Origin of the sequence: Streptomyces sp. ME19-01-6 (assembly GCF_033793745.1) — a bacterium.
Classification (GTDB): Bacteria; Actinomycetota; Actinomycetes; order Streptomycetales; family Streptomycetaceae; genus Streptomyces.
On record NZ_JARAXF010000028.1, the window covers coordinates 104,880 to 118,445 of the forward strand.

The window sequence follows — 13,566 nt, forward strand, 5'->3', positions numbered from 1 at the left end:
GGGCGGGCGGCTCGGGCAGGCTCAGGTGAGCAGCTGCTCGACCGGGTCGATCCCGAAGTAGAGGGCGAACAGCGCCGCGGTCCCCCACAGCAGCCAGTGCACCTCGCGCGCCTTGCCCAGGACCGCCTTGATGAGCACATACGCGATGAACCCGGCGCCGATCCCATTGGTGATGGAGTAGGTGAACGGCATCACGGCGATGGTGAGGAACGCCGGGATGGCGATGTCGTAGCGCTCCCACTCGATGTGCCGCACCTGGCTCATCAGCAGGAATCCCACGGCGATCAGCGCCGGGGTGGCGGCCTGGGCGGGCACCATGGTCGCCAGTGGGGTCAGGAAGAGGGCGAGCCCGAACAGCGCGCCGGTGACGACGCTGGCGAAGCCGGTGCGCGCCCCCTCGCCGACCCCGGCCGCCGACTCGATGTAGCTGGTGTTGGACGAGGCGGACGCCGCTCCGCCCGCGGCCGCCGCCACCCCGTCGATCAGCAGCACCCGGCCCAGGTTGGGCACCCTGCCTTCCGCGTCGAGCAGCCCGGCCTCGTTGCTCACGCCGACGACCGTGCCCATGGTGTCGAAGAAGTCGGACAGGATCAGGGTGAAGATCAGCAGGACGATGGTGACCACGCCGACCTGCTGGAACGCCCCGAACAGGCTGAAGGAGCCGACCAGGCCGAAGTCCGGGGTGTCGACGATCTTGTCCGGGAGGGAGGGCACGGTCAGCCCCCACGCCTGGGGCTTGATGTCGGCGATCTCGTTGATGATGACCGCGAGCACGGTCGAGGCGACGATACTGATCAGGATCGCGCCCTTGACCTTGCGCACCATCAGGGCGATGGTCAGCAGCACCCCGAGGCAGAAGACGAGCACCGGCCAGCCGGTCAGCCGCCCGGTCGCGCCGAGCTGGACCGGCACTGAACCGGTCATGCCCGGGATGCGGCTGGCGAAGCCCGCGTCGATGAAGCCGATGAAGGCGATGAACAGGCCGATGCCCACACTGATCGCCTGCTTCAGCGGCTGCGGAATCGCGTGCATCACCGCCTCACGCAGCCCGGTGCCCACCAGCACACAGATGATCAGGCCCTCCAGGACCACCAGGCCCATGGCATCGGGCCAGCTCATCTGCGGGGCGATCTGGTACGCGACGACCGCGTTGAGCCCGAGGCCGGCGGCGAGCGCGAGCGGCAGATTACCCCCGACGCCCATGAGGACGGTCATCACGCAGGCGACCAGGGCGGTCGCGGTGACCAGCTGCGGACCGTCGAGCTTCGCGTGGAACTTGTCCTCCGCCCCGCTCAGGATGATCGGGTTCAGCACGAGGATGTAGGCCATCGTGAAGAAGGTGGCGAACCCGCCCCGGACCTCCCGGCCGAGGGTGGACCCCCGCTCGGATATTCGGAAGAACCGATCGAGGCCGTTGCGGCGGGCCGCGGTGGGGGTCGGTGCCTTGTCGGTCACCTGTCGTGCCATGCGTGGCGCTCCTTAAGCGTGAAACAGACGCGTGCGGGGTGACTGGATTGTGCCCACTACGCGGACCGCTCAGGTTTTCGCCGTGTTACGAGATCAACCGCCGTGCGGCGCGGTGCGGTGGGCGCCGCGACGGGGCGTCACTCCATCGTGGAGCCGATATCGGAGCCGTCGGCCACCACCAGGAAGCTGGTGACGGGCAGTGAGCCGTCCTGCCGCCGGGCGCCTTGAGCCGTGATGGGGTTGGTGGTGACGAAGGGCGGGGTGGCCGCGCCACCGGGGCTCCAGCCGCTGCCCCGGCCGGGGCTCCAGTTGTTGCCCCGGGAGACGGCCGCCGCGTCGGTGTCGACCTTGGCGTCGCCGTTGGAGACGGCGAGATTGCGCTCGAGCAGCGCATGGGAGCCGGGGAAGGAGTAGCCCGCGGCCTGGTTGCCGTACGCCGTGGTGCGCCGGACGCGGATCGCGCCGGTGTTGCCGTTGGCCGCGAAGCCGTACTGGGTGTTGTCCCAGGCGGCGGAGTTCCGTATGACATGGGCGGGCGAGGGGGCCGGAGCGTCGCCGCCGAGCTGGAAGCCGCTGCCGTCGCCCCGGAAGTCGCGGATGCGCCAGCGGTTTTCGCCGTTTCCGAAGGCCCAGGTGTGCTCGATAGTGACCGGGCTGGCCCATCTCCACAGGTCCACACCGTCGTCGCTGTTGTTGAACGCCCGGACTCCGGTGATCACATTGCCACGGCCGGAGCCGTGGGTGACGGCTATGCCGTCCGCCTGCTCGCCGCCGGTGGCGTCGTCGTGGTTGTCGTACGCGTCCAGGTTGCGGATGACGTTGTTGTCGGTGCCCTTGCCGCGCAGGGTGAGCCCGGTGTCGCCGTTGCCGTGGGTGGAGAGGCTGTCGAAGACGGTGCGCGCACAGGAGGTGCAGACCAGGCCGCCGCCGGGGGCGTTGCGGAAATCGATGCCCGAGACGGTCCAGTAGTCGGCGCGGAGCGAGAGCAGCGAGGAGCCGGACGAGAGCCGCGAGCCGTCGACCCGGACCTGCTCGGCGCGGTAGGGCCGCAGCTCGACGCGGTCCCGGGCGGTGCCGTCGACGGAGCTGCGGAGGGTCCGGGCGGGGTAGTAGGTGCCGCCGCGCACCTCGATGACGGTGCCCGCCTTCGCGACCGAGAAGGCCTTCTCCAGTGTGCGGTACGGGGATTCGAGCGAGCCGGAGTCCCGGTCGTCGCCCTGGGGGGACACATACACGGTCGACGCCACAGCGCTCGCGCCCTCGGGGGCTGCCGTCAGATAGAGCCCCGCCACGGCCGACGCCACGATGACGGCGCTGCCCAGCGGCAGCGTACGGTCCTTCCGGCGGCGGTGGCGACCGCGCTTGCGCCTCAGCCCCATGGCAACTCCTGTTCTGCGTCGAGGGAACGGGCCGGGGGATCCTGGTCCGACCCATTCCAAGCCGTAGTTGCCGCCAACCCCAGCTTAGGTTGCCGCGCACTCGCGAATTCTTAGATTACGAAATCGGGATGGTCGCACGAGAGGCCGGGGCAAACCTTGATCATTTCGTGGCCGGAAGAGCCTCCTCGCCGGTCAAAGGCGGTCAGGATGCACACAGGACGGATCGCGTCGGCCCATGGCGCGACATCGGGCACGAGACGCCAGATACGGTAACCTCAGGCAACTAAATCCCCGACCGAGGCCCGGGAGGCCCGAGATGCAACCGCGCAGCCCCAGCCGCACCGCCCGGCGGGCCGCCGCGCTCCGCGCGGCCCACCAGACGCTGGACGCGGGCCGCCTGTTCCGCGATCCGCTGGCCGTCCGCATACTCGGAGCGGACGCCGACGAACTGGGCGGCGAGTTCGACGCCTCCCGCACCGCCTCCGAGCGCCGGGGCATCCGCCTGTTCATCGCCGCTCGCTCGCGCTTCGCCGAGGACCGTCTGGCCGCCGCGGTGGAGCGCGGCGTGCGCCAACTCGTGGTCCTGGGCGCCGGGCTGGACACCCTCGCCTACCGCAATCCGCACGAGGCCGCCGGGCTGGCGGTCTTCGAGGTGGACCACCCGGCCACTCAGGAGTGGAAGCGCGAGCGCCTGTCCGGCGCCGGCATCCCGCTGCCGCCGTCGCTGACCTTCGCGCCGGTCGACTTCGAGCGGGAGAGCCTGGGCGACGGCCTGGCCGCGGCCGGACTCGACCCGGCGCGACCGGCGTTCTTCAGCTGGCTGGGCGTGGTGCCGTATCTGACCCGCGACGCGGTGTTCGGCACGCTCGGCTACATCGCGGGCCTGCCCGGCGGCGCGGAGGCGGTCTTCGACTACAGCGAGCCGCCGAGCGCCATGACCCCGCGCGGCCGCGCCGGCCACCGCGTCCGCGCGGCGCGCGTGGCCGCGCTCGGCGAGCCCTTCCTGAGCTATTTCGCGCCCGCGGAGCTGGCGACGGAGCTGAGGGGGCTGGGCTTCGCCGCGGTGGAGGACCTGGACGCGGTCCGGCTCATAACCGGTTACGCCGTCGAACGCACCGGCCACCCCAGGGGCGAGCGCGAACGCCGCTCGACGGCACACGTCCTCCGCACGGCGACGCTTCCCTCATGCCAGTGACGTTGTGGTGAGAAGGGGACACCGACACGCCGATGCCACGGTGTGTCGGTGTCCCCTTCTCACCACAAACCCAAAGGGAGGCCGGGCGGGGCCAGGTAACGCCCGGCCTCCCCGCTTGGGGGGTGGCGACTGTCAGAGGCGGCCCGCGCCCGCGCGCCCGTCGACGATCCCGGGCACCGCGCGCGGCGCGTCGACGCGGGTGCGCAGTGTCGGCGTCCAGCCCGCGTCGTCGCCCAACTGCTCGTCGGGGACGCCCGCGTTGTGGGCGGCGAGGAGGCCTACGGGCTTGCCGCCCACGTAGTTGTTCTTCTCGGTGAGCGCCGTGCCCTTCCACTTCTTGATGACCTTGGCGGGGTCGACCGTGCCGGGCAGGGTGAAGGCGTTGGCCTCGGCGTACAGCTGGGACTCGACGCCGACGCCCCAGCTGTAGGCGTAGCCGTCGGCGGGGGCGATGTAGTGGTTGTTGTAGACGTCGACCTTGCCGAAGCGGACCCGCGGGGCGCGCTCGACGATGTTCTTGAAGACGTTGTGGTGGAGGGTGACGCGGAGCTTGCCACGGTCGGTGGCGCCCGCGCTGTCGCTGTTGCCGATCATCAGCGTCTTGTCGTGGTCGGCGAAGAGGTTCCAGGAGGCGGTGACGAGGTCGGCGCCGCGCACCACGTCCAGTTCGCCGTCGTGCTGCTGGTAGAGCTGGCCGTAGTAGCGGGGTTGGGCGCTGTCGGGGCGGCGGCCGTCGGTGAAGGTGTTGTGGTCGACCCAGACATGAGTGGAGCCGTAGACGACGAGGTTGTCGTACTCGGAGTTCCAGGCGCCGTCCGCGCCGTCGGTCGGGTCCCAGGCGGGGAAGCAGTCGAAGGCGTCCTCAAAGGTGAGATTGCGGATGATCACGTTGTCCGCGCGGGTGACCTGGAGGCTGGCACCCAGCAGCCGGGCGTCCCGGCCGACGCCGAGGATGGTGGTGTGGGAGGGGACGGCCAGCTTGACGCGCTTCCCCTGGACCGCGGCGGAGGCGGCGCGGGCGTCCTCCTGCGGGCCGGATGGCTGGGCGTCGCCCCAGGTGGCCGGGTCGTACGCGGCGAGGTAGGCGTCCAGGCTGTAGCCGTTGGTGGCGTAGTCAGCGCAGCTCAGCGGCTTGCCGGCGGGGTCGGTGTTGGCGTCGATGGTGCCCTTGACGTAGATGGTCCGCGGGCTGCCGTCGGAGCCGTCGAGCGCCTTGGCGAGCTGGGCGCGGTTGGTGACCGTGAAGGTGTGGGCCTTGTCGGCCGCGGCCCCGCCGGTCGTGCCGCCCTCGGCGGAGGCCCAGCCGTCGCCCGCCGGGAGGGTGCCCCGTACGGACGCTGCGGGGGCCGCCGTGGCGGGGGCGGCGGCGAGCACGAGGGAGGCGCAGCAGAGCACCGAGGCGAGCGAGATGACGCGGGCATGACATCTGGAAGTGCGCATGTTCCGGCTCCTTGCGGGACGTGTGGGGGCGTACGGGGGAAGGGACAGGGGGCGCGTGCCGCTACCAGGTGATCCAGCTGTCCGGGATCGCCTCGCCCAGGCGGCGCACCTCGGACGCGGCCAGCACGCCCTTGGACTTGAGCTCGCGCGCGACGAGGCGGGCCACCTCGATCGCGCCGTGCGGCTGGAAGTGGGTGTTGTCCTGCCTGCCGTCCGGGTAGTTGGGCCACTCCCCCGGGGCGAGCCAGTTGAAGCAGCCCTTGGTGGCCTCGGGCCCGAGCCGCTGCCACAGGGCGATGCTCGACGCCTGTACGTCGATCAGCGGCACCCCTTCGGCCCGGGCGAGGGAGCGCACCGCGCCGGGGTAGGCGCCGTGCGTGGGCTGGGCGGTGCCCGCCGCGTCGAACTTGCGGCGCTCGACGGAGGTCAGCAGGACCGGGCGGGCGCCGCGGTCGCGCGCCCCTTTGATGTACAGCCGCAGGTACTGGGGGTACGTGGTGGCCGGATCGGTGCCCCGGGCCGGGTCGTCGGTCTTCTCGTCGTTGTGGCCGAACTGGATGAACAGGAAGTCGCCGGGCCGGATGGCGGCCAGGATCGTCCCCAGCCGCCCCTCGTCGTAGAAGCTCTTCGAACTGCGGCCGTTGGCCGCGTGGTTGGCGACCCGCAGCCGGTCGGCGAGGAAGAAGGGCAGGGCCATCCCCCAGCCGGTCTCCGGGGCGGCCGAGGCAGCCTTCGTGGCGGCGGTGGAGTCGCCCGCGAGGTAGATGGTCGCCCCGGCGCGGGGCGTGCCGCGCCCGCCGGAGCGGGCCTGGGCGGTGCCGGTCGCGGCGAGGGCGAGCGGGGCGGCGGCGAGCGACGCGGCCGCGTGTCTGCGGGAGAGTGTCATGGCGTGCGGATGCCTTTCGTCCAGGTCACGGGGGTCACGGGGGACGCGCATGGGGCACGGATGGGGCACGGAAGAGGCGGGGATGTGCGCGGATGGGGCGCGGGCCGGCCGCCGGCGCGGCGGCCGGCCCGCGACGGGACACGCCTAGTTGTGCTTCTTCCAGTCCGCCTGGGCCTCGTTGAGCTCCTTGGCGACCTTGTCGCAGAACTCCTTGGCGGTCATCTTGCCGAGCAGCACCTTCTGGAAGTTCGGCTCGTTGTCCGCCTTGCTGATGGTGTTCCAGTCCGGCAGGTAGTACGGCAGCTGCACCACCTTGGTCTGCGGGTCGCTGAGCGACTCCAGCGCCGCCTTGGTCGGCGGGGCCTGCTGGATCCAGGCGTCGTCCGCGGCGTCGACGTTGGCCGGGAGGGCGCCGGTGTCCTCGTTCCAGAGGCTGTTCATCTCCGCGGAGGCAGCGAACTCGATGAACTTCCAGGCCGCCGCCTTGTTCTTGCTCGCCTTGAACAGGCCGAGCCCGTCGACCGGGTTGGAGATGATGGTGCGCGGCTGCCCCTCGGCGGACGGCGGCGCCGGCACACCGGCGATCTTGTCCTTGCCGAACGCCTTCACATGGTCGTTGTAGCTGCCGAGGTTGTGCTGCAGCATGCCGATGTCGCCCTGGTCGAACTCGGCGACCATCTTGGTGAAGTCGTTGTTCAGGTCGGCGGCCGGGGTGACCTTCTTGTAGAGGCCGACGTACTTCTCCAGCGCCGCGACGTTCTTGGGGTCGTTGAGGGTGGTCTTGTCGCCGTTCCAGAAGGTGTCGATGCCGGACTGGGCGTACATCATCTCCATCGCCTGGGCGATGGACCCGGCCCCGCCGCGCAGGGTGAAGCCGAACTTGTTCTTGCCCTTGTCGGTCAGCTCGTCAGCGGCCTTGTAGAAGTTGTCCCAGGTGGTCGGCGCCGGCAGGTTCTTGGCCTTGAACAGGTCGGTCCGGTACCACAGGGTGCCCTGGTTGGCCGAGGTCGGGACGGAGAACAGCTCCTTGTCGTCGCCACCGGCCGCGCGGACGCTCTCCACCATGTTCTTGACCAGCTTGCCCTTGAGCGGGCTGTCCTGGATACGGTCGGTGACCGGCTCGAGGGCGTTCTGGACGACGAGGTTGGCCAGGTACGCCGTGCCCACACCGCCCACGTCGGGAAGGCTGTCGTTGCCGCCCTGGATGGCCGTGGTGTACTTCGACTGGACGTCGGCGATCGGGATCGGCACGTACTCGACCTCGATGTCCGGGTACTTCTTCTCGAACTTGGCGATGATCTGCTTCCAGACCGCGGTGCGCGGACCGCCGTTGTTGTCCCAGAAGACGATCTTGCCCTTGCCGGACCCCTCCGACCCGGAGCTCGACCCGTCGTCCCCGCACGCGGTGGCGGACAGGGCGAGGGCGAGCGTCACGGCCACGGCCGCGGCGCCGCGCACGGCGCTGCCGCGCCGGCGGGATATCGCTGGTATGGGGTTGTTTCTCATATGCGCATCTCCTAGTGAGTCTGGGGTGCCCAGCCGTCGCTGCCCGCGAGATAGTCGGCCACCTCGTGGTCCGCGGCGTCGGCGTCCGTCATCCGCGGTCGGTCGGCGGACGGGGCGGCCCCCGGTCCGGTGTTGCGGTACTCGCTGAAACGGGCTTCCTGCCACGGGAATCCGCCCATGTCCGTCCACGGGGCGGACTTGATCGCGGCGGGCAGCGAGGTGTCCCGGATCAGCACCTGGGCGATGGCGTCCGGCTCGCCGCCGGGGTGCCAGGGGCGGCCGAGGTGGAAGCTCTGGTCGGGCGCGTCGCTGACGATCCGGCTCCCGGTGATGAGGAAGCCGTACGGATTGCCCTTCCAGGTGCTCGCGGCGGTGATCCAGCCGTTGTTGCTGTCGCTGCCGCGGCTGAGCGCCTTGATGGTGGAGCGCTCGATGACGGTGGTGGCGCGCCCGTAGATGAAGTCGACGTCGCCCTCGATGTACGCGTCGCGGAGGTAGACGCGACTGACGGTGGTCAGCTTGGGGCTGTCGGTCATCAGGGTGTCCTGGTTGCCTTTGAACGCTGTGTCCGTGAAGACGATCCGGTCGCCGGTCGTCTTCATGGCCAGCGCCTGCTCGCCCTTCAGCTCGTGGGCGGCCTCGTCGAAGTCGTTGACGAAGGTGAGGTGGCGGGCGGTCACATCGCTCGCGGCGATCAGGACGGTGGCGCTGCCGGTGGAGCCGCCGTACTCGGCCGGGGTGTCATGGACGATGACGGTGTCGCCGCGGTCCGGGCCGGTGCCCTGGAAGGTGAGGTACGGCTTGTCGGCCGGGACGCGGACCTGCTCGCGGTAGGTGCCGGGCGCGATGGCGATCGTGATCCGTCCGTCGTTGCCCGCCGGTACGGCGTCGACGGCGGCCTGGACGGTACGGAAGTCGCCGGAGCCGTCGGCCGCGACGCGCAGCACGGTGTCCGTGCCGAGCCGGCTCTGCGGGCCGGAGAACTTCTTCACCAGGGCGGGCACGGCGGCCGCCGGGTCGAGCCGGTACGGGTAGAAGTCGCGCGGGTCGAAGGCGTCGCCCCGGGTGTCGTGGCGGCCCGAGGTGTCGCGGGCGATGCTGCCGCGCTGGACCAGCTCGGCGGTCTCGTCGGCCTGGTAGGGGTTGCGCACCCCGTCGTAGTAGCTGTTCTCGATCACCATCTTGGTCCGGCCGCGGGACCAGTTGCCGTACGTCCACACCGGGTCCTCGTCCCGGTACTGCGCGGACAGGTAGTTGTTGTAGAGGTGGGCGTGCGCGGCGTTGTCGATGGACGGGCTGCGCTGCTTGATGCCGGTGAACCAGTTGTGGTGCACGGTGATGTTCGTGGTCACGTTGTCGGTCCAGCCGAGGCCGAACGCCTTGTTGTGGTTCTTGAAGACGTTCCAGGAGACGGTGATGTAGTCGCTGTCCTTGCGGATGTCGAGCAGTCCATCGCCCATGTGGGTGAACGTGTTGTGGTCGATCCACACGTGGTGGACGGTGTCCATCTGGATCGCGTCGAAGTCCTGGGTCTTGCCGTTCCAGTCGCCCTCGACGTAGCTGTCCCGGATGGTGAGGTTCCGGATGATGACGTTGTGGGTGCCGGGGTTGAGGTGGAGCTCGCCGTGGACGATCTCCGCGGTGGTACCGACGCCGATGAGGGTCTTGTTCGAGGCGACGACGATGTCCGAGCCGAAGGGGTCTACGGTGATCGAGCCTGCGATACGGATGGTGTAGGGGTCGGGGGCGGCGGCGTACTTGGTGAGGTCTTGCTGGGTGCGGACGGTGACTACTTTGCCGCCTGCGCCGCCGGTTGTGCCGCCTGCGGCGGCGGCGAAGCCGTCTGGTTTGTCCGACCATGTTTTGGCTGGGGTTTGTGGTTGTGCTTGCGCTGTGGGGGCGTGGAAGCCGGTCAGTAGTGTCAGGAGTGTGGCCAGGAGCGCGGCCGTGGCCGTAAGAGCACGCGCCGTTGTGATTGCTGTGCGTGGCCGTCTGCGGGTGGGGTTGTGCCCACCCGTTCCTCCCCCAGCTACCGCTGGGAGGTGCCCCCTCAGCGGAACGATTCCCCACAACCTCATTGATCGCTTCCTTCCGTGTGGAACTTGGTGAACTCGGCGTGGCCCGGTGTGCCTTGGCCGTCTGGGGCCGTTGCGAAGAGGCCCAGGAGCGCGCCCACCCAGCGCCACGGCGTGGCGGCGAAGACGGGGCCGGAGGGGTGCCAGCCGTTGCCGTCTCCTGTGTCGGTGAGGAAGCGGCAGCGGGCGCCGTGGGAGACCTCGATACGGAGTCGGGCCCGGCCGTCGGGTGCCTCGCGTGGGGGTTCGGCGTCCCGTTCCCGTTCGGTGGCGACGTCGGCGAAGCGGTGGACGAGGCGGGTCCCGTCCGCCGTCCGCTCGAGGCCGATCCAGCCGAACGCGTCGCCCAGGACCGCCAGCCCCGCCTTGGCGCCCGGTACGTCGCTGTGCAGGGACAGCCCGACCGTCACCGTGAACTCCTCCGCGGGCAGCCGTTGTACCAGGACGTTCGGCAGCCGCCTCAGGTCGTGCGCGTCGGCGGTGCGGTGGCAGGTCAGCCGCAGGCCGTCGCCGCTGTGGGCGGTGGTCCAGCCCGGCGCCGGGTTGGCCGTCCACGACCACTGGCGGCCGAACCGCCCGCCCGGGAAGCCGTCGTCGGTCGCCGGGGCCTCGGGGGGCTGCGACTCCGCCTTGGGTTTGCGGTACGAGGCGACGGGCTCGCCGCGGTCGCCCATCACGGGCCAGCCGTCCTCGGCCCACTCCATGGGCTGGAGGTGCACCACGCGCCCGTACGCCCCGCGCTGCTGGAAGTGGAGGAACCAGTCCTCGCCCGCCGGGGTGTCCACCCACGCGCCCTGGTGCGGGCCGTTGACGTCGGTGCGGCCCTGGGCCAGGACGGTCCGGTGTTCGTACGGGCCGAAGAAGTCCCGCGAGCGCAGCGCGCCCTGCCAGCCGGTCTCCACGCCCCCCGCCGGGGCGAGGATCCAGAACCAGCCGTCCCGGCGGTAGACCTTCGGCCCTTCCAACGTGAACCAGCCGGGGATGGCGTCCGCGTCGACGATCAGCGTGCCCTCGTCCAGCAGGGCGGTGCCGTCGGGGCTCATCCGGTGGCCGGTGAGCCGGTTCTTGACCCCGGCACGGGACTTGGCCCAGGCGTGGACCAGGTAGGCCGAGCCGTCGTCGTCCCACAGCGGGCAGGGGTCGATCAGGCCCTTGCCCGCCTTGAGCAGGTGCGGCCTGGTCCACGGGCCGCGCGGGTCGGGGGCGTTGATCTGGTAGACGCCGGCGTCGGGGTCGCCCCAGAAGATCCAGAAGCGGTCGTCGTGGTGGCGGATGCTGGGTGCCCACACCCCGCAGTCGTGCCGTGGGGCGGCGAAGGTCTCCTCGGGTTCGAGGCGTTCGAGGGCGTGGCCGATCAGCCGCCAGTTGACCAGGTCGCGGGAGTGCAGGATCGGCAGGCCGGGGGCGCGGCCGAAGCTGGAGGCGGTGAGGTAGTAGTCGTCGCCGACCCGGATGGCGTCGGGGTCCGACCAGTCGGCGTTCAGCACGGGGTTGCGGTAGGTGCCGTCTCCCTGGTCGGCCCGCCACACCGGCCGGTTCGTCGACGTGTTCGCCGCTGGGGTCATACGGTCGCTCCCTTGTCGGACAGCTGTGCCCCGATACGGGCCGCCGCCTCGCGGTCCAGGCGGCCGTCGGCGACCGCGGTGACGATGCGCCGGGTGACGGTGTCGGCGGGGGCGATGGCCAGCCGCCGGTCCCAGGCGAGGGCCGAGCCGATGCCCGGGTAGTCGCCGGTGCGGACGAACCAGGGGTCGGCGCGGGTGTCGCCGGTCGCCCCGGCGAACACCAGCGTCCAGTCCTCGGCCGCGAGCGCCAGCCAGTCCGAGGTCCTGCCGTGCGCCGCGGCCTCGCCCTCGCCGTCCGCGCTGAAGACCCGCGGCGGCTCGCTGCGGCGCGGCGCGCGCCAGAAGAAGCCGCCGTAGCCCGCGCCGGGGCGGCCGTTGGTGGCCGGGCTGCCGATGGTGATGGTCTCCCCCGTCACATTGGTGAGGGCGGTGGTGAAGTCGAGCGCCCAGCAGCCGCCGGCGCCGTGGGAGACGGTGCGCACCGCGACCGTGCGCCGCTCCAGCAGGATCTGCCGTCCGCCCGCGACCCAGGACAGCTCCTCCACGAAGCCGTCCGGGTCGCGCAGCAGCCAGCCCAGGTGGCGCTGCGAGCCGTGGTTGTCCAGTTCGGTGGGGCCCTGGCCGCGCACATAGGTGCGGCCGCCCCAGAAGTTGCGCCCGGCCACGTCCGGGACGGCCATGCCGACGCCCAGGTGGTGCGGGTGGTCGGCGGGGCGCGACTCGGTGACGGTGATGCCCGCCAGGGTCCGTACGGGGTGCAGATACGGGCGGGGGGAGAGGGTGCCGGGCAGCTGCGGGCGGTGGGTGTAGGTGCCGACGGGGCGCCCGTCGCAGCGCAGGACGGTGCAGGGGGGCCGGTTGGCCAGGGAACGGTTCATGTGTGGGGGACCTCCGCGGGCGGTGCGGCCCAGGGGGCACGCAGTTCCGAGTAGAGGGCGAGGCGTTCCGCGCCGGCGGCGACCAGGCGGTCGATGCCCGGTACGACGCGGCGTTTCGCCGAGGGCGCCGCGCCGACGCCCGGCTCGGTGCGCCAGGCGTCCGCGGGGAGCCGGACCGGATCGGGGGCGGTGCGGATGGCTTCGACGACGCGCATGAACGCGCCGGTGCGCTGCGGGGGGACGAGCAGTTCGGTGCCGTCGCGCAGATGCGCGGCCAGGTTCTCCAGGAGGTCGGTCCTGGGGTGGTCGGTGGTCTCGGGCTCGTGTCCGGGGCGCTCCAGGAGCACCCGGTCCAGCTTGTACCAGAAGGTGATCCGGCCACGGTCGCCGTGGATCAGGACGTACGGCTCGCCGGGCTGTTCGGCGCACAGCGTGGCGGCGACGGTGACGGTGCCCGAGCCGGCGGAGCGGGCGGTGCGCAGCCGTACGCAGGAGGTGTCATCGGACTCGATGTCGTTGGCCCGGAACAGCTCCAGCTCGATGGAGGTGATGTCCTCGGCGCGGTCGGCGCCGTCGATGCGCAGGGCGGTGGCGACGGCGTGGGCGAGGGGGTTGGTGAGCACGCCGTCGATGACGTCCCGGCCGTCGAGAGAGCGGTGTCCGGCCCAGGGGGCGCGGGTGTAGTAATCCTCGTCACGGGCCCAGGCGCCGGCCGCGCCGATGCCGGTGACCTCTCCGATGGCGCCGTCGGAGATGAGTTTTGGGATCGCGGTGAGCGCGTGGGAGCCGAGCGACTGGAAGCCGATCTGGCAGGCGGTGCCGAGTTCGCGCAGGCCCTCGGTCATGCGGGTGAACTCGGCGTAGGAGGGCGTGGGGGGCTTCTCCAGCAGCAGGTAGGCGCCGCGCCCGGCGGCGGCGAGGGCGAGGTCGGCGTGGGTGTGGATGGGGGTGCAGATGACGGCGATCCGCGCGCCGGTGCGCGTGACGAGGTCGGCGAGGTCGGCGGACTGCTCGGGGGTGCCGAGGCCGTCGCCGAGCTCTTCGGCGGTCAGGGGGGTGAGTTCACAGACTCCGGCGAGCCGGACCAGGCCCTGGGCGGTCAGCCGCCGGATGTTCTCCAGGTGCCAGCGGCCGTGGCCGCGGGCGCCGGCGAGTACGAGGGGGGTGGGTTCCAT

The 13,566-nt window shown here is 71.2% G+C and carries 10 protein-coding genes; 1 reads left to right on the forward strand and 9 read right to left on the reverse strand.

The genetic code is table 11. From position 1 onward, the window contains the following. Positions 1 to 21: 21 nt before the first annotated feature. Positions 22 to 1,467 (reverse strand): NCS2 family permease, encoded by a 1,446-nt coding sequence (locus tag PV419_RS40210; protein WP_319697510.1) that lies wholly within the window; start codon positions 1,465 to 1,467, stop codon positions 22 to 24. A gap of 137 nt (positions 1,468 to 1,604) precedes the next feature. Beyond that, a complete protein-coding gene (locus PV419_RS40215) occupies positions 1,605 to 2,846 on the reverse strand; it encodes a right-handed parallel beta-helix repeat-containing protein (protein ID WP_319697511.1) in 1,242 nt (413 codons plus the stop codon). 316 nt (positions 2,847 to 3,162) lie between these two features. Here PV419_RS40215 and PV419_RS40220 point away from each other — a divergent pair, with 316 nt between their 5' ends. After that, positions 3,163 to 4,041 (forward strand): class I SAM-dependent methyltransferase, encoded by an 879-nt coding sequence (locus PV419_RS40220; protein ID WP_319697513.1) that lies wholly within the window; start codon positions 3,163 to 3,165, stop codon positions 4,039 to 4,041. A 132-nt stretch (positions 4,042 to 4,173) separates the two neighbouring features. On the opposite strand, the gene PV419_RS40225 is transcribed toward PV419_RS40220, so the two are convergent. The 7 genes from PV419_RS40225 to PV419_RS40255 all read right to left on the reverse strand — a co-directional run bounded on the left by PV419_RS40225 (position 4,174) and on the right by PV419_RS40255 (position 13,566). Further along, on the reverse strand, positions 4,174 to 5,481 hold the full coding sequence (locus PV419_RS40225; protein ID WP_319697515.1) for a pectate lyase: 1,308 nt from the start codon (positions 5,479 to 5,481) through the stop codon (positions 4,174 to 4,176). Between the two features lie 61 nt (positions 5,482 to 5,542). Next, positions 5,543 to 6,367 carry a rhamnogalacturonan acetylesterase gene (locus PV419_RS40230; RefSeq protein ID WP_319697555.1) on the reverse strand — a complete coding sequence of 275 codons (825 nt, stop codon included), beginning with the start codon at positions 6,365 to 6,367 and terminating at the stop codon, positions 5,543 to 5,545. A gap of 144 nt (positions 6,368 to 6,511) precedes the next feature. Further along, complete coding sequence (locus PV419_RS40235; protein WP_319697516.1) at positions 6,512 to 7,873, reverse strand: sugar ABC transporter substrate-binding protein; 1,362 nt, start codon at positions 7,871 to 7,873, stop codon at positions 6,512 to 6,514. Positions 7,874 to 7,884: 11 nt separating this feature from the next. Then, entirely contained in the window at positions 7,885 to 9,951 is a 2,067-nt protein-coding gene (locus tag PV419_RS40240; protein WP_319697517.1) for a pectinesterase family protein, read from the reverse strand. Then, positions 9,948 to 11,513 carry a glycoside hydrolase 43 family protein gene (locus PV419_RS40245; protein WP_319697518.1) on the reverse strand — a complete coding sequence of 522 codons (1,566 nt, stop codon included), beginning with the start codon at positions 11,511 to 11,513 and terminating at the stop codon, positions 9,948 to 9,950. Before PV419_RS40245 ends, PV419_RS40240 begins: the two co-directional genes overlap by 4 nt. Continuing rightward, the gene (locus PV419_RS40250; RefSeq protein WP_319697520.1) at positions 11,510 to 12,391 is read right to left on the reverse strand and encodes a PmoA family protein; all 882 of its coding nucleotides are present in this window, start codon (positions 12,389 to 12,391) and stop codon (positions 11,510 to 11,512) included. The genes PV419_RS40245 and PV419_RS40250 overlap by 4 nt, the downstream gene beginning before the upstream one ends. Continuing rightward, complete coding sequence (locus PV419_RS40255; RefSeq protein ID WP_319697521.1) at positions 12,388 to 13,566, reverse strand: Gfo/Idh/MocA family protein; 1,179 nt, start codon at positions 13,564 to 13,566, stop codon at positions 12,388 to 12,390. The genes PV419_RS40250 and PV419_RS40255 overlap by 4 nt, the downstream gene beginning before the upstream one ends.

Excerpts from the sequence above, each read along its gene's own strand:
- PV419_RS40210 (WP_319697510.1), bottom strand. The coding sequence starts at position 1,467 with ATGGCACGACAGGTGACCGACAAGGCACCGACCCCCACCGCGGCCCGC.
- PV419_RS40215 (WP_319697511.1), bottom strand. The coding sequence starts at position 2,846 with ATGGGGCTGAGGCGCAAGCGCGGTCGCCACCGCCGCCGGAAGGACCGT.
- PV419_RS40220 (WP_319697513.1), top strand. The coding sequence starts at position 3,163 with ATGCAACCGCGCAGCCCCAGCCGCACCGCCCGGCGGGCCGCCGCGCTC.
- PV419_RS40225 (WP_319697515.1), bottom strand. The coding sequence starts at position 5,481 with ATGCGCACTTCCAGATGTCATGCCCGCGTCATCTCGCTCGCCTCGGTG.
- PV419_RS40230 (WP_319697555.1), bottom strand. The coding sequence starts at position 6,367 with ATGACACTCTCCCGCAGACACGCGGCCGCGTCGCTCGCCGCCGCCCCG.
- PV419_RS40235 (WP_319697516.1), bottom strand. The coding sequence starts at position 7,873 with ATGAGAAACAACCCCATACCAGCGATATCCCGCCGGCGCGGCAGCGCC.
- PV419_RS40240 (WP_319697517.1), bottom strand. The coding sequence starts at position 9,951 with ATGAGGTTGTGGGGAATCGTTCCGCTGAGGGGGCACCTCCCAGCGGTA.
- PV419_RS40245 (WP_319697518.1), bottom strand. The coding sequence starts at position 11,513 with ATGACCCCAGCGGCGAACACGTCGACGAACCGGCCGGTGTGGCGGGCC.
- PV419_RS40250 (WP_319697520.1), bottom strand. The coding sequence starts at position 12,391 with ATGAACCGTTCCCTGGCCAACCGGCCCCCCTGCACCGTCCTGCGCTGC.
- PV419_RS40255 (WP_319697521.1), bottom strand. The coding sequence starts at position 13,566 with ATGGAACCCACCCCCCTCGTACTCGCCGGCGCCCGCGGCCACGGCCGC.